Annotated in this window: 19 protein-coding genes; 13 read left to right on the forward strand and 6 right to left on the reverse strand. The window is 65.2% G+C overall.

The window, feature by feature from the left end; genetic code table 11:
- Positions 1 to 18 precede the first annotated feature (18 nt).
- Together bcsG and FVF58_RS54825 are read left to right on the forward strand one after the other, a co-directional pair.
- Positions 19 to 1,575 carry a cellulose biosynthesis protein BcsG gene (gene bcsG, locus FVF58_RS26255; RefSeq protein WP_149672741.1) on the forward strand — a complete coding sequence of 519 codons (1,557 nt, stop codon included), beginning with the start codon at positions 19 to 21 and terminating at the stop codon, positions 1,573 to 1,575.
- Positions 1,572 to 2,009 (forward strand): hypothetical protein, encoded by a 438-nt coding sequence (locus tag FVF58_RS54825; protein ID WP_425468973.1) that lies wholly within the window; start codon positions 1,572 to 1,574, stop codon positions 2,007 to 2,009. Before bcsG ends, FVF58_RS54825 begins: the two co-directional genes overlap by 4 nt.
- Here the strand turns inward: FVF58_RS54825 and FVF58_RS26265 are convergent.
- The gene (locus FVF58_RS26265) at positions 1,993 to 2,610 is read right to left on the reverse strand and encodes a LysE/ArgO family amino acid transporter (protein ID WP_149672742.1); all 618 of its coding nucleotides are present in this window, start codon (positions 2,608 to 2,610) and stop codon (positions 1,993 to 1,995) included. The two genes, FVF58_RS54825 and FVF58_RS26265, sit on opposite strands and share 17 nt — an antisense overlap.
- Positions 2,611 to 2,707: 97 nt before the next feature.
- Here FVF58_RS26265 and FVF58_RS26270 point away from each other — a divergent pair, with 97 nt between their 5' ends.
- A complete protein-coding gene (locus FVF58_RS26270; protein WP_149672743.1) occupies positions 2,708 to 3,601 on the forward strand; it encodes a LysR family transcriptional regulator ArgP in 894 nt (297 codons plus the stop codon).
- A gap of 47 nt (positions 3,602 to 3,648) precedes the next feature.
- On the opposite strand, the gene FVF58_RS26275 is transcribed toward FVF58_RS26270, so the two are convergent.
- Entirely contained in the window at positions 3,649 to 4,599 is a 951-nt protein-coding gene (locus tag FVF58_RS26275) for a LysR substrate-binding domain-containing protein (RefSeq protein WP_149672744.1), read from the reverse strand.
- Between the two features lie 119 nt (positions 4,600 to 4,718).
- On the opposite strand from FVF58_RS26275, the gene FVF58_RS26280 reads away from it, so the two are divergent.
- Both FVF58_RS26280 and FVF58_RS26285 read left to right on the forward strand, forming a co-directional pair.
- Positions 4,719 to 5,891 carry a M20 aminoacylase family protein gene (locus FVF58_RS26280; protein ID WP_149672745.1) on the forward strand — a complete coding sequence of 391 codons (1,173 nt, stop codon included), beginning with the start codon at positions 4,719 to 4,721 and terminating at the stop codon, positions 5,889 to 5,891.
- Between the two features lie 85 nt (positions 5,892 to 5,976).
- Positions 5,977 to 7,350 (forward strand): MFS transporter, encoded by a 1,374-nt coding sequence (locus tag FVF58_RS26285; protein WP_149672746.1) that lies wholly within the window; start codon positions 5,977 to 5,979, stop codon positions 7,348 to 7,350.
- 151 nt (positions 7,351 to 7,501) lie between these two features.
- Here the strand turns inward: FVF58_RS26285 and FVF58_RS26290 are convergent, their stop codons facing one another.
- The gene (locus FVF58_RS26290) at positions 7,502 to 8,758 is read right to left on the reverse strand and encodes an MFS transporter (RefSeq protein ID WP_149672747.1); all 1,257 of its coding nucleotides are present in this window, start codon (positions 8,756 to 8,758) and stop codon (positions 7,502 to 7,504) included.
- Positions 8,755 to 9,726 (reverse strand): PRC-barrel domain-containing protein, encoded by a 972-nt coding sequence (locus FVF58_RS26295; RefSeq protein WP_149672811.1) that lies wholly within the window; start codon positions 9,724 to 9,726, stop codon positions 8,755 to 8,757. The genes FVF58_RS26290 and FVF58_RS26295 overlap by 4 nt, the downstream gene beginning before the upstream one ends.
- A 485-nt stretch (positions 9,727 to 10,211) precedes the next feature.
- Here FVF58_RS26295 and FVF58_RS26300 point away from each other — a divergent pair, with 485 nt between their 5' ends.
- From FVF58_RS26300 to FVF58_RS26310, 3 genes are all read left to right on the forward strand, one after another.
- Positions 10,212 to 11,594 (forward strand): NCS2 family permease, encoded by a 1,383-nt coding sequence (locus FVF58_RS26300; protein WP_149672748.1) that lies wholly within the window; start codon positions 10,212 to 10,214, stop codon positions 11,592 to 11,594.
- A 345-nt stretch (positions 11,595 to 11,939) separates the two neighbouring features.
- The gene (locus FVF58_RS26305) at positions 11,940 to 12,365 is read left to right on the forward strand and encodes an ArsR/SmtB family transcription factor (RefSeq protein ID WP_149672749.1); all 426 of its coding nucleotides are present in this window, start codon (positions 11,940 to 11,942) and stop codon (positions 12,363 to 12,365) included.
- Between the two features lie 196 nt (positions 12,366 to 12,561).
- Positions 12,562 to 13,299 carry a DUF899 domain-containing protein gene (locus tag FVF58_RS26310; RefSeq protein WP_149672750.1) on the forward strand — a complete coding sequence of 246 codons (738 nt, stop codon included), beginning with the start codon at positions 12,562 to 12,564 and terminating at the stop codon, positions 13,297 to 13,299.
- 77 nt (positions 13,300 to 13,376) lie between these two features.
- Here FVF58_RS26310 and FVF58_RS26315 read toward each other — a convergent pair whose 3' ends face one another.
- Positions 13,377 to 13,559 (reverse strand): hypothetical protein, encoded by a 183-nt coding sequence (locus tag FVF58_RS26315; protein ID WP_149672812.1) that lies wholly within the window; start codon positions 13,557 to 13,559, stop codon positions 13,377 to 13,379.
- A gap of 323 nt (positions 13,560 to 13,882) precedes the next feature.
- Positions 13,883 to 14,806 carry an NAD-dependent epimerase/dehydratase family protein gene (locus tag FVF58_RS26320; protein ID WP_149672751.1) on the reverse strand — a complete coding sequence of 308 codons (924 nt, stop codon included), beginning with the start codon at positions 14,804 to 14,806 and terminating at the stop codon, positions 13,883 to 13,885.
- A 154-nt stretch (positions 14,807 to 14,960) separates the two neighbouring features.
- Between FVF58_RS26320 and FVF58_RS26325 the strand changes: the two genes are divergently transcribed.
- The 5 genes from FVF58_RS26325 (at position 14,961) to FVF58_RS26345 (ending at position 20,891) form a co-directional block, all read left to right on the forward strand.
- Positions 14,961 to 15,857 (forward strand): LysR family transcriptional regulator, encoded by an 897-nt coding sequence (locus tag FVF58_RS26325; RefSeq protein ID WP_149672752.1) that lies wholly within the window; start codon positions 14,961 to 14,963, stop codon positions 15,855 to 15,857.
- 381 nt (positions 15,858 to 16,238) lie between these two features.
- Positions 16,239 to 17,759 (forward strand): histidine ammonia-lyase, encoded by a 1,521-nt coding sequence (hutH, locus tag FVF58_RS26330; RefSeq protein ID WP_149672753.1) that lies wholly within the window; start codon positions 16,239 to 16,241, stop codon positions 17,757 to 17,759.
- 24 nt (positions 17,760 to 17,783) lie between these two features.
- Positions 17,784 to 18,479: a histidine utilization transcriptional repressor HutC gene (hutC, locus tag FVF58_RS26335; RefSeq protein ID WP_149672754.1), complete on the forward strand. Its 696-nt coding sequence runs from the start codon at positions 17,784 to 17,786 to the stop codon at positions 18,477 to 18,479.
- Between the two features lie 64 nt (positions 18,480 to 18,543).
- Positions 18,544 to 20,232, forward strand: coding sequence for a urocanate hydratase (gene hutU, locus FVF58_RS26340; protein WP_149672755.1), 1,689 nt, complete (start codon positions 18,544 to 18,546; stop codon positions 20,230 to 20,232).
- Positions 20,233 to 20,252: 20 nt separating this feature from the next.
- Complete coding sequence (locus FVF58_RS26345; RefSeq protein ID WP_149672756.1) at positions 20,253 to 20,891, forward strand: HutD/Ves family protein; 639 nt, start codon at positions 20,253 to 20,255, stop codon at positions 20,889 to 20,891.
- The last annotated feature ends 69 nt before the right edge of the window (positions 20,892 to 20,960 follow it).

The raw sequence follows: 20,960 nt of genomic DNA on the forward strand, positions 1-20,960 counted from the left end.
AATGAGAGAACTCCGTACATGACTCTGTGGAACCTGTACTTCATCTTCAAGCTTTACCTGTATGCGGGCGGGCATCTGCAGCCTCTGTGGCCCGCCAATCTCGGCTTCGCGCTGGTGCTGGCCGGCAGCGCGACGCTGCGGCAGCGCGGGCTGCGCGTGTTGCGCAACCTGCTCGGACTCGCGATCGGCGTGCCGCTGCTGTACCACGAAGCGAACGTGCCGCCGTTCGCGCGTCTGACCGAGGAATTCGGCAACCTCACGACCTTCAGCTTCGGCTACTGGCTCGAACTCGCCCAACGCTTTCTGCCGCCGATGCTGCTGCTCGGCGCGCTCGGCGGACTGGTCGCCTATCTGATCGTGAACCGCTGGCTGCGCGTCGCGACGTTCGTGCTGCTCGCGCTGATCGCGATTCCGCTGTGGCACGAGGGCAGCACGGTGCTCGCGCAACTGCGCAGCGCGCCGCTCGCGGCGGCGGCCGGATCGGACAATGCGCTGGCCGCGCAGCCGCTCGACCATAACGCGGCGCTGGCCGCGTTCCGCACCCAGGAGTCGCAGCGTCAGGTGACGTTCGGCCACCTCGGCGCCGATCCGAACACGCAGTTCGACGTGATCGTGCTGCATATCTGCTCGCTGTCGTGGGACGACCTCGACGCGGTGAAGGCACGCAATCATCCGATGCTGAGCCATTTCGACTATCTGTTCACGAACTTCAGCACGGCGGCGAGCTATAGCGGACCGGCTGCGATTCGCGTGCTGCGCGCGAGCTGCGGGCAGGAGGCGCACGCGGACCTCTACAAGGACGCGCCGCAGCAGTGCCATCTGCTGGCCGATCTCGCGCAGGCGGGCTACACGCCGCAGACGATGCTGAACCACGACGGCCACTTCGACAACTTCCTGCAACTGGTGCACGACAACGCGGGCGTGCCGAACGTGCCGATGATTTCGAACACCAGCGTGCCGGTTGCGATGCATGCATTCGACGGCTCGCCGATTCGCGACGACTACGCGACGCTCGCCAACTGGTACGCGCAGCGCGCCAGCACGCCGGGGCCGCTCGCGCTGTACTACAACACGATCAGCCTGCACGACGGCAATCGGCTGCCCAACAGCAATCTGTCGAGCATCGATTCGTACCCGCAGCGCGTGAACAAGCTGATGAGCGATTTCGACCGCTTTGCGGACCTGATCGCGGCGTCGGGCCGGCGCGCGGTGATCGTGTTCGTGCCGGAACACGGCGCGGCCTTGCGCGGAGATGCGAACCAGGTGGCGGGCTTGCGTGAAATTCCGACGCCGCGCGTCGTGCACGGACCGGTGGGGGTGCGGCTGGTCGGCTTCCAGGGCAATCATGGGCCGACCACGGTGATCGACAATCCGACCAGCTTCCTCGCGATCGCGCAATTGCTGTCGAACCTCGTGTCGAACAGTCCGTTCAAGCCGGGCGTGACCTTGTCGCAGTACGCGGCGAATCTGCCGCAAACGCAGATGGTCGGCGAAAACGAAGGGACGGTGACGATGAAGACGGCGTCCGGCTATGTGGTGAAGACGCCGGATGGCGTGTGGGTGGACGGCAAATGACGCAGACGGAATCGACCCAGCCAGGCGTGAAGGGCGACGCCGGGACGGTAGCACGCGTGGCTTCGAAAGAGGCTTCGAAAGAGGCTTCGAAAGAGGCTGCGAAAGCGGTGGGAAAAGCTGCCGCGGACATCGCTGCGAGCGCGGGCGGCTGGCCGGTGGACGACATCACCGGCCTCGCGCGCCGTTTGCCCGAGGTCGATCCCGCGAACTATTTCGACGGTCAGGCGAAGGAGTCGTTTCAGCAGTCGCTGATCAGGTGGCCGGTGCTAGCACGGCTGATGAAGCTCGTGCCGGCCGGTGAAGCGGGCGTGTCCGCCGAGCATAATCCTGCGCGGAAGCAGGAAGTCGAAGAACGGCTGCGTGACGAAGGCAGCGAAGCAACGGAAGGCAGCCGCACCTTCCCGCAACGCGTCGCCCTCACCGCAACTGCGTGACCGCGAGCAGTAACACCATGCTGCCGATCGCGCCATCCAGCACACGCCACGCGCTCGCGCGGCGAAACAGCGGCGCCAGCATGCGCGCCCCGTAACCCAGGCCGACAAACCAGATCCCGCTCACCGCCATCGCGCCGAGCGCGAACGCGACCCGTGCGCCTTGCGGCTCGCGCGCGCCGGCCGTGCCGATCAGCAGGAACGTGTCGAGATACACGTGCGGATTGAGCCACGTGAAGGCGAGCGTCATCAGGATGATCGGCAGCGCGCGCTGGGAGGGCGCCGGGCCGCTTGCGACCGCGTCCAGCACCGCACGCCCCGGGCGCACCGCGCGGCGCAACGCATTGATGCCGAACCATGCGAGATAGGCGAGCCCGACATACAGCATTGCATGGACGAACACCGGGTAGCGTTCCACCAGCACCGACGCGCCGCCGACACCCGCGCCGATCAGAATGAAGTCCGAGAGCGCGCAGAGCGCGACGATCTTGCCGACATGCGAGCGCATGATGCCTTGGCGCAGCACGAAGGCGTTTTGTGCGCCGATGGTCACGATCAGCGATGCGCACAGGGCGGCGCCGTGGGAAAAAGACAGCCAGTTCATAAACGGTCCAGTAGACGGAAAAGGCGAAAGGGGCTAGTCTGCGGTTTTCCGGTTCATAAGAGAAACTAATTTACTTAATGCCGATTAAGGAGCGCTAATGCTCGACTACGCCTTGCTCGACGCGCTGGCCGCCGTGGTGCGCCACGGCTCGTTCGACCGCGCGGCCAGCGATCTGAATGTCACCCCGTCGGCGGTGTCGCAACGGGTCAAACTGCTGGAGGAGCGGGTTGGCAGTGTGCTCGTGAAACGCGGCCAGCCGTGCGTCGCGACCACCTCGGGCGCGCTGCTTTGCCGCCACACGGAACGCGTGCAACTGCTCGAAGCCGAGCTGAACGGCCGCCTGCCGGCCCAGCCGGGCGCACTCGTCGAGCCGTGGCCGGCGCTGCGCGTGGCGGTCAACGACGACAGCGTCGGCACCTGGTTCATCGACGCGGTGGCGCCATTTTGCGTCGAACGCGAAATGCTGCTCGATCTGGTGATCGACGATCAGGATCACACAGCGGAGCGGATCCGCGACGGCAGCGTGCAAGGCGCGGTCACCACGCAGGCCGAACCGGTGCAGGGCTGCCGCTCCACGCGGCTCGGCAGGATGCGCTATCTGGCGGTTTGCTCGCCGGCGTTTCGCGAGCGCTACTTCGCCGACGGCGTCACGCGCGAGAATTTGCGGCACACGCCGTGCGTCGACTTCAATCCGAAGGACCAGTTGCAAAAGCGCTTCATGCGCCGCATCACGCGAGCCGAGGTCGATCCGCCGCTGCACTGGATTCCGCATGTCGCCGGTTTCTTGCGGGCCTGCGTCATGGGGCTCGGCTGGGGCATGTGTCCCGAACGGATGATCGCCGCGCATCTGGCGAACGGCGAGCTGGTGGAGGTGGCGCCGGGCAAGCCTATCGATCTCGATCTGTATTGGCAGAGCTGGCGTCTGTCGATCGGCTGGCTCGACGACTTCGGCGCGGTGCTGCGCAAGCGGGCGGCGGAGTTTCTCGACTGAAGCCGCGCGGCGCTCGCGATCGGCTTGCCGGTCCGCGCGCGCCGCAATCAAAGCAGCAACTCGATCGAATGAAACAGCCGGCGCTGCTCCGGCTCTTGCGAGCGCGCGCCTTCGTCGATCACTTCCCGCAGACAGTCGAGAAAGCACGCGGCCGCCGGACTGGTCGGCGCGCCACGCCGTGACGTGATGCTGACGATGGTTTCATCGACCGTCTCGCGCAGCGGCAGCGCCCACAGGTTCTCCTTCGCGAGTGTCACTTCGACGAGCGGCCACGGAAAGATGCTCAGCATGTCCGTATGCGCGAGCAGTCCCAGCACGACCGCCAGCGAATGCGCGAGATGAATCGTGTGCGGCACGCGCATGCCGCGCCGGCGGAACAGGTTGTCAGAGATCGTCTCGCGGCTCGCCGGGTCCCAGTTCAGCACCCATTCCGCGTCTTCCAGTTCGAGCAGCGTGCGGCAACCGGCCTTCGGATGATCGCGCCGCGCGACCACCGCCGAATGCGTCGAAAAGAGCGGCACGTTGTGAAACTCCGATTGCGGCGACGCGGGCGGCGGCCGGCCAATCGAAAAATCGAGGCTGCCGTCGCGCAGGCGCGGCTGCACGACGCCGAGCAGGCCTTCGAAGAATTCCAGCTGGACTTCCGGCATGTGCTGCCGGAACCGCTGCACGGTGGGCGGCAGAAAGGTCAGCGCGACCCACGGCGTGACGCCGATCGCCAGCTTGCCGGCGGCCGCGCCGCGCAGCGCTTCGATCTCGGCTTGCGCGCGCTGCAGTTGCCCCAGCACCAGCCGCGCATGCACGACCAGCGCGCGGCCGAACTCGGTGAACGCGACGCCGCTCGCGCTGCGCACCACCAGCGGCGCGTGCAGATCGGCTTCCAGTTCGCGGATCGCCTTGGTCACGGCGGCCGGTGAGAGTCCTAGCGTGCGGGCCGCGGCCCGGATACTTCCGGTATCCGCGACGGCCGCCAAGGTGCTGAGTTGATGTAGTTTCATCGGACGAGGCGGGAGTGGGGTGGCAACCAGGAGTTGCTGCCGCAACGATTCTACGCCTGCCGCTGGAAAATCGGCGTCGCTATGCTGGGTTCACGCTTTCACAAAGACGGAGACGATACGTGAACACCATGGCCATTCCGGCGGGCATCGCCGAACTCGAAGACGAAATGATCGCGCTGCGCCATCGCATCCATGCGCAGCCGGAGCTGGCTTACGAGGAATTCGCCACCGGCGAGCTGGTCGCCGAACGCCTGCAGGAGTGGGGTTACACGGTACATCGCGGGCTCGGGCGAACGGGCGTGGTCGGTCAATTGAAGGTCGGCAACGGCACGCGCAGGCTCGGTCTGCGCGCCGACATGGACGCGCTGCCGATTCACGAGACCACCGGCTTGCCGTACGCGAGCAAGGTGCCCGGCAAGATGCACGCGTGCGGCCACGACGGCCATACGGCGATGCTGCTGGCCGCCGCCAAGCATCTCGCGCAAGAAAAGAGCTTCGACGGCACGCTGAATCTGATTTTCCAGCCCGCCGAAGAAGGCCAGGCGGGCGCAAAACAAATGCTCGAAGACGGCTTGTTCGACCAGTTCCCGTGCGACGCCGTGTTCGCGATGCACAACATGCCGGGCTTCCCGACGGGCAAGTTCGGCTTCCTGCCGGGCTCGTTCATGGCCTCGTCGGATACGGTGATCATCACGGTGACGGGACGCGGCGGCCACGGCGCGGTGCCGCACAAGGCCGTCGATCCGGTGGTGGTGTGCGCGCAGATCGTGCTGGCCTTGCAGTCGATCGTGTCGCGCAACATCGCGCCGCTCGACATGGCGATCATCACCGTCGGCGCGATTCACGCGGGCGAAGCGCCCAACGTGATTCCGGAGACCGCCGAGATGCGGCTGTCGGTGCGGGCGCTCAAACCCGAGGTGCGCGACTACCTGCAGGAGCGCATTACGGCGGTGGCAACCGGCCAGGCGGCGGTATACGGCGCGCGGGCCGAGGTGGATTATCAGCGCCGCTATCCGGTGCTCGTCAACGATGCGCAGATGACCGGCCTCGCGCGCCAGGTCGCGCTCGACTGGCTCGGCGAAGACGGGCTGATCGCCGAGATGCAGCCGCTCACCGGCAGCGAGGACTTCGCGTTCCTGCTCGAGCGTTGTCCCGGCAGCTATCTGATCATCGGCAATGGCGACGGCGAGGGCGGCTGCATGGTCCACAACCCGGGCTACGACTTCAACGATGATTGCCTCGCGACCGGCGCGGCCTATTGGGTGAGACTCGCGCAGACGTTTCTGGTCTGACGCGCAGCAGAGCATGCGATAGCGAGCGGCACCGCGCGAGCGCGGCGCGCCGCGTCAGCAGGAAGCACATCACGGAGCGAGACGAATGGACTATTCCGCCACACCGCAACCCGCAAGCGCCGACGCACTCGGCAGGCAGAGCGCAGCGACCGCACACCAGGCCGCCCAGCCGGCCGAGCGCATGCACCAGGCGAAAGCGATTGCCGCCATCACGCTCGGCAACGGGCTGGAGTTTTTCGACTTCACCATCTACAGCTTCTTCGCGACGATCATCGGCAAGTTGTATTTCCCGGTGGAAGGCCAGCTCGCGCAATTGATGCTGGCGGTCGGCACGTTCGGCGTCGGTTTCATCATGCGTCCGGTGGGCGGCGTGGTGCTCGGCGGTTATGCCGATCGCGCGGGCCGCAAGGCCGCGATGAGTCTGACGCTGTGGCTGATGACGCTCGGCTCGGCGCTGATCGCGTTCGCGCCGACCTATGCGGCGATCGGCCTCGCCGCGCCGCTGCTGGTGATTCTCGCGCGACTGATTCAGGGTTTCGCGCTAGGCGGCGAGATCGGCGCGTCGACCTCGCTGCTGATGGAGTACGGCAGCGACAAAACGCGCGGGTTCTATGGCAGCTGGCAGTTCGTGAGCCAGGGCATGAATACGGTGTGCGGGTCGTTGCTCGGCGTCGTGCTGGCGGCGTCGCTGTCCACCGCGGCGCTAGAAAGCTGGGGCTGGCGCGTACCGTTCGTGATCGGCATGGCGATGGGGCCGATCGGGATTTATATCCGGCGTCATCTGGACGAGACGCTGCCTGGCATCGAGGACGGCGGGACGTCTCAAGCGACGGCCGAGGCGCCCGTTTCGCAGCCGGTGCGCCGACTGTTTCGCGACCATGCCCGCGTCATCACGATGGGTGTGCTGACGACGATCGGCGGCACTGCGGCGAACTACATCGTGCTGTTCTATCTGTCCACCTACGCGATCCGTATCCTGCATCTGCCGATGGCGTCGGCGTTGTGGGCGGCCTGGACCGCGGCAGTGGTGACGGTGATCTGCTCGCCGTTCGCCGGTACGTTGTCCGATCGCGTCGGACGCAAACGCGTGTTGTGGGTGTCGCGCGTGTTGCTGATCGTCGCGGTGTATCCGGCTTTCATGATCATCAATGCCGTGCCGAGCGTGCCGGTGTTGTTGTCGGTGGTGGCCGCGCTCGCGGTGCTGGTCGCGTTTACCGCCGTGCCGAATATCGTGATGCTGCCGGAGATGTTTCCGCGCGCGATTCGCGCGACCGGCATGTCGATTGTCTATTGCCTCGGGGTGTCGATTTTCGGCGGCTTCGCGCAGTTCTTCGCGACGTGGTTGATCCAGATTTCGGGCAATAATCTCGCGCCGGCCTGGTATCTGATCGGCTGCGGGCTGGTGTCGTTGCTGCCGTTGCCGTGGATGCGCGAGACGGCGGGGCGGCCGATTGATTGAGGTGCCGGCAGGCCGGGGCGGCGCAAGGTTCGCGCTGCGGCTCGCACTGTCCGTACTGACGGACCGGCCACAATGAAAAAGAGGCGCGATAAGTTTTTATCGCGCCTCTTTGCATGTACGGCGAGCAGCCTTTGCGGTTACCGACCCGTGCTCACCTCGCCGCCGATTTCCCGCCATCGGCCACCGGCGCATCGCCGCCGGCCGCCGCGGCATCGCGCGTCTCGGGCATCGCCGCCCACACCAGCAGCACAGCCAGCGCACCCGCCGCAGCCAGGCCGAAGAAGCTGACCGCATTGCCGAAATGATCCGCGACGAAACCCGCAGCCGTCGTGCTCAATGTGGCCCCGATCCCCGCCGCCAGGCCGAACAGTCCGATACACAGGTTGTAGCGGCCCTTGTCGCCGGCGACGTCGGCGGCGATCAGCGGCAGCATCACGCCGAACACTGCGGCGCTCAAACCGTCCAGCATCTGCACCGGCACCAGCAGATAAGGGCTGCTGATTCCGGCGAACAGCAACGCGCGGATCGGCAGCGCCGAAAACCCGAGCAGCAGGATCGGCCGTCGTCCCCAGCGTTCGGCCGAGCGACCGACCCACGGCGACATCATCGCGACGATCGCCTGCGGCACGATGATGCACGCCGCGATCACGAGCTGAACGTTGTCGCCCATGCCGGCCGTCACTTCGCCCGCAGCCAGGTTCAGCATCGCCGCGTTCGACAAGTGGAACAGCACGATGCACGCCGCGAACAGCAGCATCCGCTTGTCGCGCAGCAACTCGCGCAGGCTTTCGCGCCGTTCGAGCTGCTGCGGCGTCGGCGCGGCTTTCGGCAGTTCGACGGTGTCGGTGCGCTGGATCATCGTCAGCGCGATCAGCGCGGGCACCGCCAATCCGGCGGTCAGCCAGAACACCGCGCGCGGCGAATAGTACTCGCCGAACAGACCCATCAGGCCGGCCGCCACCGCGCTGCCGATCGATGCCCAGCGCGCGTTGCGTCCCAGCCGGTCGCCGAGATTCGCGCGCCCCACCAGCGCGAACGAGATCGCAGCGAGTGCCGGTGTCAGCATGCAACTGGCGAAGCCGTGGAAGACCTCGGCGGCGATCACCGGCAGCACGGTCGGACTGACGGCCAGCAGCACCGCGCTCAGGATGATCGCGATGATGGCCCACGCGGCCGCGGCCTTCTTGTTGCGCAATGCGTCGACGGCGGCGCCGCCGGGCACCTGGCTCACCATCGCGCTGATGGTCCCGACCGACAACGCCATGCCGATCTCGCCCTGGGTCCACTTATGCGACGCGAGATATGACGCGATGAACGGCCCGAAGCCTGTCTGCACGTTGGCGACGAAGAAATTCAGCCAATCGAGCGCGCGCAGACTGCGCGCCGTGACCAGAGTGCGGCCGATCATCGGGCCGCCCGTGCGCTGGAGACCGCGATGGCCGTCGACGCGCTGCCAGGCGCCGAAGCGGCGGCTGGCGCGGACGCGGGAGCCGGCGGCGGCGCCGGCGACACCGCGCGGATCGGTTTGTCGCTGGCGTAGGGCGGCGTGGCGTTGATCTGCGCGTCGCTCAGTTCGAGCAGCGGATGCAGCTCCTTGTCGCGCGTGACGAAGCGCAGCGCCGACCAGTTCGCGGCGATGGTGCGCCGCTCGGTGCTGACCATGCCGTTGACGTCGAGCACGACCGCCTGCGGCTGCGCATTGCCGTCGATCAGCACATCGATCACGCGGCCGACCTTGGCGCCGTTCGAACGCTCGACGGTGGCGTCGATCAGCGGCAACTGCGCGGCATTGGATTTGCCCGCGTTGGCCGGCACGGCCGCGGCGTTGAGCGTGATCGGCGCGGCCTTCGCGGTCGGGGTGAAGCGGAACGCGCTCCACGGGAAGTTCACCTTGCGGTCGCCGACGCCGAGGAAGCCCTGCAGATTGACGACCATCTCGCGCGGCTTGCCGAGCGCGTCGGCGATCATGTCGACCGCGCGTCCGACCACTTTGCCGTCGGGCTTCTGCACTTCGCTGTCGAGCAGCGTGCGCGCCTCGTTGCGCTCGATCGTGCGCAGCACGATCAGCGGCGGCGGTGGCGGCGGTGGCGGCGGCGGCGCGGGCGCGGCGACCGGCGGCGGAGGCTCGACTTTGTGCGGCTTGACGACCGGCCTCACAGGCTTCTTTTGCTGCTCGGGTTCATTCGCTTCGGCTTCGACCGGCTCGGGCGCGGAGGCCGCCACCGGCGCGCTCGCGGGTTCGACGGGCATGACCGTCGCATCGACGATCGGTGCCTGCTGCGGACCCCATAACAGGCTGCAGCCGGACAGCACGAAGAGCGCGAACACAGCGAGAATCAGCACGCGCCAGGCAGGACGCGAAAAGCCGCCAGTCATCAGGAAAAACTCCATGGGCCGTTGCGGACGGGCGCAGTGGGCCGCCGCGGTTATCGAGGTACGGGCCAGAGTTTAACCCGCGACGTCGGCCGGGCCCGGTTTTGCCGGTGATCCGGCTGCGCTCTGCAAGCACGCTTTGTGCCCCGCCTGGGGTATCGCCACTCGTGCGCCGTGCTTTGCGGCCTGTTTGCCACCCTTCGCAGACAGTGCGCCGATCGCGAAACCGTCAGAACCCTTTCACGTCTGCATGACAAACCGTAGGTGTAAACGCGCGGCGCGCCGACGCGCTTGCCGTCCCCTGAACGATATAAGCGTCGCGACATGTCCGGCATGCCATCCATGCGATTGGAGACATATTTGAGTTGCCCTACATTTCGAAGCAACAAAAAGAGATGCACCACACATTAAACCAACCCAACGAGACGAACCCTGACGACGGCCAGATCGACGGCCGTTTCAGCATGCTGATAAAGGAGGCACTCATCATGATGGAACCCAACGCCCAGGCGATTTCCGAAGTCGCGACCGATTCGTTCGACGCCAGGGGCTTACTCGACCGCTATTTCGATATCTCGGCGCGCGGCAGCTCACAGCGTCAGGAGATCGTCGCGGGCATCACGACCTTCCTCGCGATGGTCTACTCCGTGTTCGTCGTGCCGGGCATGTTCGGCAAAGCGGGCTTCGACACCAGCGCAGTATTCGTCGCGGTGTGCCTGACCACCGCGTTCGGCTCGCTGCTGATGGGCGTGTGGGCGCGCCTGCCGATCGCAATCGGCTGCGCGATTTCGCTGACCGCCTTCACTGCGTTCGGCCTCGTCCTCGGCAAGGGTCTGCATCCGAATGTCGCGCTCGGCGCGGTGTTCCTGATGGGTGTGGTGTTCACCGGGATCTCGGTGACGGGCGTGCGTTCGTGGATTCTGCGCAATCTGCCGACCGGCATCGCGCACGGCACGGGGATCGGCATCGGGCTGTTCCTGCTGCTGATCGCCGCCAACGACGTGGGGCTGGTCGTGAAGAATCCGGGCGCCGGTCTGCCGGTGTCGCTCGGTCATATCACGGCGTTGCCGGCGCTGATGTCGGTGGCGGGACTCGCGGCGATCTTCGGGCTGGTGCGCCGCCGCGTGCCGGGCTCGATCCTGATCGTGATCGTCGCGATTTCGGCGATCGCGCTCGCCATCGATCCGGCTGTGTCGTTCCACGGCGTGTTCGCGGTGCCGTCGCTCAGCGCGCCGGGCCATGCGTCGCTGATCGGCGCAATGGACATCAAGGGCGCGCTGTCGATGGCGGTGCTGCCCAGCGTGCTCGCCCTCGTGATGACGGCCGTGTTCGACGCCACCGGCACGATTCGCGCCGTCGCCGGCCAAGCGGGCCAGCTCGATGAAAACGGCCGCATCATCAACGGCGGCCGCGCGCTGACGGCCGATTCGCTCAGCTCGATCTTCTCGGGACTGCTCGGCGGCGCGCCGGCGGCGGCGTATATCGAGTCGACGGTCGGCGTGGCGGCTGGCGCGAAGACCGGGCTGGCGGCGGCGGTGGTCGGGCTGCTGTTTCTCGTGGTGATGTTCTTCTCGCCGCTGGCCGGTCTCGTGCCTTCGTATGCGACGGCGCCGGCGCTGATGTACGTGGGGCTGCTGATGCTGTCGAACGTCAGCAAGCTGCATATGGACGACATGGTCGACGCGATGTCGGGACTGATGTGCGCGGTGTTCATCGTGCTGACCGCGAACATCGTGACGGGCATCATGCTCGGCTTCGCGACGCTCGTGATCGGCCGCGTGGTGAGCGGCGAATATCGCAAGCTGAACGTGGGCACGGTCGTGATCGCTGTCGTGCTGGTGGGTTTCTATCTCGGCGGCTGGGCGATCTGATGTGCTGGCGAGGCTGCCCGGTTTGTGTCCGGGGCTGCTGAAACTTTGCTGGAACTTTGCTGGAATGCGGAGCGGGGCGGCGCGATGTTGGCCGCTTCGCTCGTGCAGGGAGTGCGTGTAGTCGATTGTTCTCCACCGTTGACGCGGTGCGCTGCAGGGCTGATCTGCGGCGCACCGCGTTTCTTTTTTGTGCTTGCCCCCGGCTGTTTCCCGAATCGGCATGCGCCCGGTTTATATCGCTCATTCAATCCAGCCGAATCCGCCCGCAGTCCGATTAAGTCATTGGGTTTGCCGTTTTAAACCAGTGTCCTTGACATCCAACCCGGCGTTTCTATACTTAACCTCATGGTTAAGTATAACGATGCGGTACTCGATCGCACCTTCGCCGCACTGTCGGACCCGACCCGGCGCGCGTTGCTCTCGCGGCTATCGGAGCGCGAGCTGTCGGTCAGCGAACTCGCCGAGCCATTTGCGATGTCGTTGCCCGCCGTGATGAAGCACCTCGACGTGCTATCCGGGGCTGGTCTCATCACGCGCAACAAAACCGGCCGCACGGTCGCGTGCCGGCTGTCCGCTGGACCGATGGAGGAAGCAATGGAGTGGCTCGGCCGCTATCAGCGCTTCTGGTCCGAATCGTTCGATCGTCTTGCTGCTTTCGTCGAACAGGAGCCCGAGCCACGTCAGCCGAGCCCGGCCGCACCCGCCGGTGACGTCCACGCGCCACGTCCGTCGAAGTCTCCGGCGCGCGGACGGCGACGCGGCAATCGATGACGCGAATGCATCCGCGCGGCGCCGAACTTGTCCGCGGGCAACGGAATGTGACGGCGATCGCCTCGGCTTAACCGACCAGTTCGATCCGCTGGAAGCATGAGGTAGTCCGAGATCGTTCGAACTGCTTCGGATTTTTTCGAGTGCACCTGATCGAGGCAGCACGATTGATCTATACGTCGCAGAAAAGGAGGCGCATATGGACCCGCAACACCGCGTTGGCACGAGACAGGAATGGCTGGACGCGAGCCGTGCGTTACTGGTCGAAGAGAAAGCGCACATGCGCGCAGGCGACGAACTCGCCCGCAAACGCCGTGCGCTGCCGTGGGTCAAGGTCGACAAGACCTACTGGTTCGATACGCCGCAGGGCCGCAAGACGCTTGCCGATTTGTTCGAAGGCCGCAGCCAGCTGATCATCTATCACTTCATGATGGGCCCGGATTGGGAAGAGGGCTGTGTCGGCTGCTCGTTCCTGTCGGATCACATGAGCGGGATCGTCACGCATCTGGAGCATCACGACGTGTCGTACGTGACCGTATCGCATGCGCCGCTCGCGAAGATCGAGGCCTTCAGAAAGCGCATGGGGTGGGGCTTTCCGTGGGTGTCGTCGAGCGGCAGCGATTTCAATTTCGACTACCACGTGTCGTTCACGCCCGAGCAGCTGGCCAGCAAGAACGCCTTCTACAACTTCACCGGGCAGGATGTCGGCATCGACGAACAACACGGCCACAGTGTGTTCTACAAGGACGGCAACGGTGACGTGTTTCACACGTATTCGTGCTATGGACGCGGCGACGAACGGTTCATCAACACATACGCGCATCTGGACGTCACGCCGAAGGGCCGCAACGAGGCCAGCAATCTGACCGACTGGGTCAGGCATCACGACCGGTATGGGGAGCGGAAGGACGGCGGTTGCGCCGCGTGCGGTTCCTGAGCGATGTGGGGCGGCTTGACGTAAGCCGCAATCGTAAGGCTTGGCGCCGCGTTGCGCGGCGCCTCGTGCGCTTCGCTTCAGAGCGCCATATCGAACGCGGGCTTGAGGAAAAATTCCATCGCCATCACGGCAAGGCCCATCGCGGCCGCGGCCAGCGTCAACACGCCGTACTCGTCGTAGCGTGAGTCGTACAGGCACGCCACGACAAACAGAATCGCCAGCAGGTTGGTCAGCCAATCGAAGTTCAGCGCGAAATCCATCGATAAATCCGGGCTCATGTGCGATCCGGAAGGTCGGATCGCACGGTCAGGTGAGCGGGATTTTATCGAGATGAGCTTACGGATTCGCAACGGCGGGGCTTACAGCGATTACGGTCCGTTGGAAGTCCTACTTGGGGGAATTTGCATGAATGGCATGGCTATCCTGTATTGCTTTACCTGCTCGGTGATTCAATCTCCACAGGGACGGCAAGCGCTCGGCGCAGACTCCCGGATAGGGCGAACGAAAGTGCATCCAATACTCAGAAGTTGCCCCGCTTTGGGGGCGCCCCTAGGGAAGTCCCTTTGAAAGCGCCTCGATGAAATCACACCTGGGAAGAAGCCCCCTCCGGCGCCATCATCTCCCGCTCGATCCACTCGATCACAGACGTGCGCCGCGGCTGCCACCCCAGCAGCTTGCGCGCTCGTTTGCCTCGCACGCGGCTGTTCGACCCAAGACCATACGACGCCATTTCATAGCCCCATTCCTTCTGCGCTTCATCGAGCGGCCAGTCTTGCGGCTCGCCGAGTTTCATCACGCGCGCGATCGCGGTGCTCATATCGCGGAACGACGCCTCGCCGCTTTCGACGAAGTAGAACGTGCCGGCCGGCGTCTTTTCCAATGCGAGGCGATACAGTTCGGCGACGTCGTCGATATGCACGTTCGACCAGATGTTGCCGCCGCTGCCGACATGGCGCACCACGCCGCTCTTTTGCGCCTGGCGCACGAGCCGCGGCAACTGCACGCTGGCGCTGCCCGCCACCGCGCCATGACCGTAGATCAGCGTATTGCACAGTACTGCCGCGCGGATGTTCTGCTGCGCCGAGCCGAGCACCAACTGGTCGATCGCGACGCGCGCCGCTTTGTCGGCGGTCGGCGTCGGCAGCGCGTCCTCGTGATAGATGCGCGCGTCGCCCGCCTCGCCGCCCGACGCATCGCCGACGATGCTCGAACCACTCGTGTGCAGGAACGGCTTGCCGGAGCCGGCGAGTCCTTCGATCAGCGCCTTCACCGCGCCTTCATGGTCGCTGCTCGCGGCGTTGATGACGGCGTCGGCGGCTTGCGCTTCGGCGATCAGCAGCGCCCGGTCGTCGAGCGTGCCGACCACCGGCTCGATGCCGAGCCGTTGCAACCCGGCACCCTGTTCGGGTTTGCGGATCAGGCCGCGCACCTGATGGCCGGCGCGCACGAGATGCGCCGCGATCGAACCGCCGATGAAACCGCTCGCGCCAGTGATGAAAATCTTCAAGACGTACTCCTTAGGGGAAATAGCAACCATCTTTGATGGGGCCGGAGTAAGTGCTGAGGCACTGACTTCGGTCGACACAGGCATGCAGTATCCGTCGTCTTGATTCTCGCAAAAAGCGTGTTAGTCTCAAATCAATCTTGATTTGAAGTCAACAATGAAAACGTCCACCGATGAGCTGCTGGTGTTCGTCACCGTAATCGACAGCGGCTCGATCACGGCGGCGGCCGAAAAGCTGGGGCAGACCGTGTCCGGCGTGAGCCGCGCGCTCACGCGCCTCGAAAGGAAACTCGACACCGCGCTGGTGCGGCGCACGACCCGCCGCCTGCAACTGACCGAAGAGGGCGAGGCGTTTCTGCAGCGCGCGCGGGCGATTCTCGACGCGATGGAAGAGGCCGAGGAATCCGTCGCCCGCGGACGCGAGCGGCCCTCGGGGCGCCTGCGGGTCGACGCGGCGTCGCCGTTCATGCTCCACTGCGTGGCGCCGCACATGACCGCGTTTTCGGCGCTGTATCCGGAGATTCGTCTTGAACTGACCAGCAACGAGCGGATCGTCGATCTGCTCGAGCAGAAGGTGGACATCGCGATCCGGATCGGCGCGTTGCAGGACTCGACCTTGCATGCGCGCGCGCTGGGCAGCAGCAAGCTGCGGGTGCTCGCGAGCCCGGCGTATCTGGCCGAATATGGCGAACCCAAAACGGTGGACGCATTGCGCGCGCATCGCCTGATCGGCTTCACGGCGCCGGAGCATCTGAACCGCTGGCCGCTGCGCGAGGGGCGCAAGGGCAACGCCGCAACACTGAAGATCGAACCGGCGATCACCGCATCGAGCGGCGAGACGCTGCGGCAACTGACGCTGTCGGGCTGGGGCATCGCCTGTCTCGCGGACTTCATGACCGCCGCCGACGTGCGCGACGAGCGCCTGGTGCCGATTCTCAGCAACGTCTTGATCGACGAGCGCCAGCCGGTGAGCGCGGTGTATTACCAGAGTGCGTCGCTGGCGGGGCGCGTGCAGTGCTTTCTGGATTTCATCGCGGCGCGCGTGAAGCTTTAGCGGGGTGTCTCGCCTCACGTTTCCCTTGCTGCTCGCGACATAGGCCCGCTGCCCACACAGGCAGGCGGGTTTTTTTTCGCCGCAAGCGCAGATCTCATGGCTCGCTTGAACCTGTGGGTCGCGTGTCTCGGCCAGCATGCGGAATGTTTTTGACCGCATGGCGCCGCGCGTTGTTAACGTGTATATACAACTTCATGAGCCGGACACAGCAAGCCTCTTTGTTTCAAACTGCTGCCCAAAACCGGGACTCACAAGAGGAACAAGCTTGGCAGGCCTTCATCTAATGGAAAATCCCTAGCCCCGAAGCTCAAAAAACAAGTTGTATATACAAGCCAGCCCAGCTAGACTTCTTTCAAATTGTATAGACAGGACAACGACACCATGATTCTGACACCCGGCTACCTCACTCTCCCGCAACTGCGCCAGATCGCACGCAAGCACGTCACGTTGCAACTCGATCCCGCCAGCCACGCCGCCATCGACACCTGCGCGCAGGCCGTCGCCGACATCGCCGCCAAGGGCGAGCCGGCCTACGGCATCAACACTGGCTTCGGGCGGCTCGCCAGCACGCACATCCCCCGCGATCAACTCGAACTGTTGCAACGCAATCTGGTCCTGTCGCACGCGGTCGGCGTGGGCGAGCCGATGTCGCGTCCGGTCGTGCGTCTATTGATCGCGTTGAAGCTGTCGAGCCTCGGCCGCGGCCACTCGGGCATCCGTCGCGAAGTGATGGAAGCACTGATCACGCTGTACAACGCCGACGTGCTGCCGGTGATCCCGGTCAAGGGTTCGGTCGGCGCATCGGGCGACCTCGCGCCGCTCGCGCATATGTCGGCGGCGCTGCTCGGCGTCGGCGAAGTGTTCGCGAAGGGCGAGCGCATGCCCGCCACCGAAGGTCTCGCGCTCGTCGGCCTCAAGCCGCTCACGCTGCAAGCGAAGGAGGGCCTCGCGTTGCTCAACGGCACCCAGGCATCGACCGCGCTCGCGCTCTACAACATGTTCGCGATCGAAGACCTGTACCGCACCGCGCTGGTGTCCGGCGCGTTGTCGGTGGATGCGGCAATGGGTTCGGTCAAGCCGTTCGACGCGCGCATTCACGAACTGCGCGGCCATCAAGGTCAAATCGACGCGGCGGCCTCGTATCGCTCGCTGCTGCAAGGCTCGGGTATCAACGTGTCGCACGCCGATTGCGACAAGGTGCAGGATCCGTACAGCCTGCGCTGCCAGCCGCAAGTGATGGGCGCGTGTCTGGACCAGATGCGTCACGCGGCCGGCGTGCTGCTGCTGGAAGCCAACGCGGTCTCCGACAATCCGCTGATTTTCCCGGACACCGGCGAAGTGCTGTCGGGCGGCAACTTCCACGCCGAGCCGGTCGCGTTCGCCGCCGACAACCTCGCGCTGGCTGCCGCCGAAATCGGCGCGCTGGCCGAACGCCGCATCGCGCTCTTGATCGACGCGACGCTGTCGGGCCTGCCGCCGTTCCTCGTTCGCGATGGCGGCGTGAATTCCGGCTTCATGATCGCCCACGTGACGGCCGCTGCGCTCGCGTCGGAAAACAAGACGCTCGCGCATCCGGCCTCGGTCGACTCGCTGCCCACTTCGGCGAACCAGGAAGACCACGTGTCGATGGCGACGTTCGCCGCGCGCAAGCTCGGCGACATCGCGGAGAACACCGCGAACATCCTGTCGATCGAACTGCTCGCCGCCGCGCAAGGCGTCGATCTGCGCGCGCCGCACAAGACCAGCCCGAGCCTGCAGAAGGTGATGGACGCGGTGCGCAAGGACGTCGCGCATTACGAGCTCGATCACTACTTTGCGCCGGACATCGCGGCGGTCACGAAGCTCGTGCAGGACGGCACGATCGCGAAGCTGAGCCCGTTCTCGTTCGTGTCCGAACAGTAAATGTCGAGTACGCGGATCACGCCAATGAACGCACCGGCTTATCAGGGCATCAAGGACTTCATCCTCGCGCGCATTCATGCGGGCGAATGGGCTGAAGGCGATCAGGTGCCCTCCGAAAACGAGCTTGCACGCGAGTTCAACGTGGCGCGCATGACGGTCAACCGCGCGCTGCGCGAGTTGACCTCGGAGCAGGTGCTCACGCGCGTGCAGGGTTCGGGCACGTTCGTCGCGCGGCCGAAGTACGAGTCGACGCTGGTGGCGATCCGCAGCATCTCCGATGAAATCGTCGCGCGCGCTCATCGCTATCAGGCGAAGGTGCTGCATATAGGCGCGAGCATCGCCGACGAAGCGCTCGCCGAAGAGATGCAGGTGAGCGCGGGCAGTCCGGTGTTTCATTCACGCGTGCTGCATTTCGAAAACGACGAGCCGGTGCAACTCGAAGAGCGCTGGGTCAATCCCGCAGTCGCGCCCGAATACGCATTGCAGGATTTCACGAACACCACGCCGAACCAGTATCTCGTGCGCGTCGCGCCGTTGCAGCGTGTGGAGTACCGGATCGAGGCGCTGGCGGCGGACGCCGACACGCGCGAACTGTTGACGATGGACGAACTCGAGCCTTGCCTCGTGCTGCATCGGCGCACGTGGTCGCAAAGCCAGGTCGCGTCGATCGCCAATCTGTGGCATCCCGGCAGCCGCTACCGCTTCACAGGCCATTTCTGATTACGCTTTGCCGAATCTTTTGCTGAATCTTTCCTGAACATCTCCACGCCTTCCGAGGGCCACCATGAACAACCCGAAACACATCGACCCGCGACTCGACCCCACCCGCACGATCCGCGCACCGCGCGGTGCGGAAAAGACCTGCAAGACGTGGATTGCGGAAGCCGCGTACCGGATGATCCAGAATAATCTGGACCCCGAAGTGGCCGAACATCCGCACGCGCTCGTCGTGTACGGCGGCATTGGCCGCGCGGCGCGTAACTGGGATTGCTTCGATCAGATTCTCGCTTCGCTGAAGGACCTGAACGAAGACGAGACGCTGCTGATTCAATCGGGTAAGCCGGTCGGCGTGTTTCGCACGCATGCGGACGCACCGCGCGTGCTGCTTGCCAATTCGAACCTGGTGCCGCATTGGGCGACGTGGGAACACTTCCACGAACTCGATCGCAAGGGTCTGATGATGTACGGGCAGATGACCGCGGGCAGCTGGATCTACATCGGCAGCCAGGGCATCGTGCAGGGCACCTACGAGACGTTCTTCTCGGTGGCGAACCAGCATTTCAACGGCGATCCGAAGGGCCGCTGGATTCTGACCGGCGGTCTCGGCGGGATGGGCGGCGCGCAGCCGCTCGCGGCGACGATGGCCGGCTTCTCGATGATCGCGGTCGAATGCGACGAGACGCGCATCGACTTCCGTCTGAAGACGCGCTACGTCGACAAGAAGGCGAAGACGCTCGACGAAGCGCTCGCCATGCTCGAAGAAGCGAAGCAGGCCGGCAAGCCGGTGTCGATCGGTCTGCTGGGCAATGCCGCTGACGTGTTCGCCGAATGCGTGACGCGCGGCATCACGCCGGATTGCGTGACCGACCAGACCAGCGCGCACGATCCGATTCACGGCTACCTGCCGCAAGGCTGGAGCGTGGCAGACTGGCGCGAGCGTCAGAAGACCGCGCCGGACAGCATCGTCACACCGGCCAAGCAGTCGATGGCCAAACAGGTGCAAGCGATGCTGACGCTGCAGGAGCGCGGCGCGGCCACGCTCGACTACGGCAACAACATCCGTCAGATGGCGCTGGAAATGGGCGTCGAGAACGCATTCGATTTCCCGGGCTTCGTGCCGGCGTACATCCGCCCGCTCTTTTGCGAGGGCAAGGGCCCGTTCCGCTGGGTCGCGCTGTCGGGAGACCCCGAGGACATCTACAAGACCGATGCGAAGGTCAAGGAACTGATCCCCGACGATCCGCATCTGCACAACTGGCTCGACATGGCGCGCGAACGCATTGCGTTCCAGGGCCTGCCGGCGCGGATCTGCTGGGTCGGCGTAAAGGATCGCTATCGTCTCGGCCAGGCGTTCAACGAGATGGTGAAGAACGGCGAGCTGAAGGCGCCGATCGTGATCGGCCGCGATCACCTCGACACCGGTTCGGTGGCGAGCCCGAATCGCGAAACCGAATCGATGAAGGACGGCTCGGACGCGGTCAGCGACTGGCCGCTGCTGAACGCGCTGCTGAATACCGCGGGCGGCGCGTCGTGGGTGTCGCTGCATCATGGCGGCGGGGTCGGCATGGGCTTTAGCCAGCACTCGGGTGTCGTGATCGTCGCGGACGGCAGCGATGCGGCGCACCAGCGCCTGGGCCGCGTGCTGTTCAATGATCCGGCCACCGGCGTGATGCGTCATGCGGACGCCGGCTATGAACTCGCGCAGCAAACCGCGCGCGAGGCGGGCCTCAATCTGCCGATGCTGGGCCGTTGATCGTGTCGGTTGCCGGCAACATGGCAACGCTCACGCTGATTCGCGGCGCCGACCTCGTGGCGGCGCCGTGGAAGAACGGCGGCGGCGTCACGCGGGAAGTGGCGGCGTATCCGTCGAACGCGGGGCTCAACGAATTCGCGTGGCGCGTGAGCATCGCCGATGTCGCGCAAGCCGGGCCGTTTTCGCGTTTCGAGGGCGTCGATCGCACGCTGGTGCTGTTGTCCGGCGTGGGGATGGTGCTCGACGAAACGGGCGGTCTGAAGGAAGTCCCTTTGGGGGGCGGCACGAGTAGGGTGCAATCCCATACGTTGACGCAGGCGCTCGACATCGCGCGCTTTGACGGCGAGTCGCAGATCGACGCTCGGCTGATCGACGGCGCGACGCGCGACTTCAACCTGATGGTGCGGCGTGACGTGGCGCAGGGTGAGCTCGACGTGTGGCGCGGGCAAATGCAGCAAGGCACGCGGCGCACCTTGTCGGCGGACGTGGTGCTGCTGTTCTGCGCAAGCGGTTCGGTCAGGCTCAAGCCCGGCGACACGCAAGCACTGCAACTCGAAGCCGGCGACACGCTGCGCATCGATGCACCGAGCGCGTTGCAATGCGCTCTCGAAGGCGCGGGCGCGGTGCTCGCGGTCAGCATCCGCTACACGCCAAGATGACGACAACGCTTCGCGTGAGCGCCCAGCCGCTGCATGGCGCGCGCACGCGAACCACCACAGACAACGCAA

It is taken from the genome of Paraburkholderia panacisoli, assembly GCF_008369935.1.
GTDB lineage: Bacteria > Pseudomonadota > Gammaproteobacteria > Burkholderiales > Burkholderiaceae > Paraburkholderia > Paraburkholderia panacisoli.

Excerpts from the sequence above, each read along its gene's own strand:
- FVF58_RS26295 (WP_149672811.1), bottom strand. The coding sequence starts at position 9,726 with ATGACTGGCGGCTTTTCGCGTCCTGCCTGGCGCGTGCTGATTCTCGCT.
- FVF58_RS26300 (WP_149672748.1), top strand. The coding sequence starts at position 10,212 with ATGATGGAACCCAACGCCCAGGCGATTTCCGAAGTCGCGACCGATTCG.
- hutC (WP_149672754.1), top strand. The coding sequence starts at position 17,784 with ATGAACGCACCGGCTTATCAGGGCATCAAGGACTTCATCCTCGCGCGC.
- FVF58_RS26270 (WP_149672743.1), top strand. The coding sequence starts at position 2,708 with ATGCTCGACTACGCCTTGCTCGACGCGCTGGCCGCCGTGGTGCGCCAC.
- FVF58_RS26345 (WP_149672756.1), top strand. The coding sequence starts at position 20,253 with ATGGCAACGCTCACGCTGATTCGCGGCGCCGACCTCGTGGCGGCGCCG.
- FVF58_RS26305 (WP_149672749.1), top strand. The coding sequence starts at position 11,940 with ATGGTTAAGTATAACGATGCGGTACTCGATCGCACCTTCGCCGCACTG.
- bcsG (WP_149672741.1), top strand. The coding sequence starts at position 19 with ATGACTCTGTGGAACCTGTACTTCATCTTCAAGCTTTACCTGTATGCG.
- FVF58_RS26275 (WP_149672744.1), bottom strand. The coding sequence starts at position 4,599 with ATGAAACTACATCAACTCAGCACCTTGGCGGCCGTCGCGGATACCGGA.
- FVF58_RS54825 (WP_425468973.1), top strand. The coding sequence starts at position 1,572 with ATGACGCAGACGGAATCGACCCAGCCAGGCGTGAAGGGCGACGCCGGG.
- FVF58_RS26265 (WP_149672742.1), bottom strand. The coding sequence starts at position 2,610 with ATGAACTGGCTGTCTTTTTCCCACGGCGCCGCCCTGTGCGCATCGCTG.
- FVF58_RS26290 (WP_149672747.1), bottom strand. The coding sequence starts at position 8,758 with ATGATCGGCCGCACTCTGGTCACGGCGCGCAGTCTGCGCGCGCTCGAT.
- FVF58_RS26325 (WP_149672752.1), top strand. The coding sequence starts at position 14,961 with ATGAAAACGTCCACCGATGAGCTGCTGGTGTTCGTCACCGTAATCGAC.
- FVF58_RS26310 (WP_149672750.1), top strand. The coding sequence starts at position 12,562 with ATGGACCCGCAACACCGCGTTGGCACGAGACAGGAATGGCTGGACGCG.
- FVF58_RS26315 (WP_149672812.1), bottom strand. The coding sequence starts at position 13,559 with ATGGATTTCGCGCTGAACTTCGATTGGCTGACCAACCTGCTGGCGATT.
- FVF58_RS26285 (WP_149672746.1), top strand. The coding sequence starts at position 5,977 with ATGGACTATTCCGCCACACCGCAACCCGCAAGCGCCGACGCACTCGGC.
- hutU (WP_149672755.1), top strand. The coding sequence starts at position 18,544 with ATGAACAACCCGAAACACATCGACCCGCGACTCGACCCCACCCGCACG.
- hutH (WP_149672753.1), top strand. The coding sequence starts at position 16,239 with ATGATTCTGACACCCGGCTACCTCACTCTCCCGCAACTGCGCCAGATC.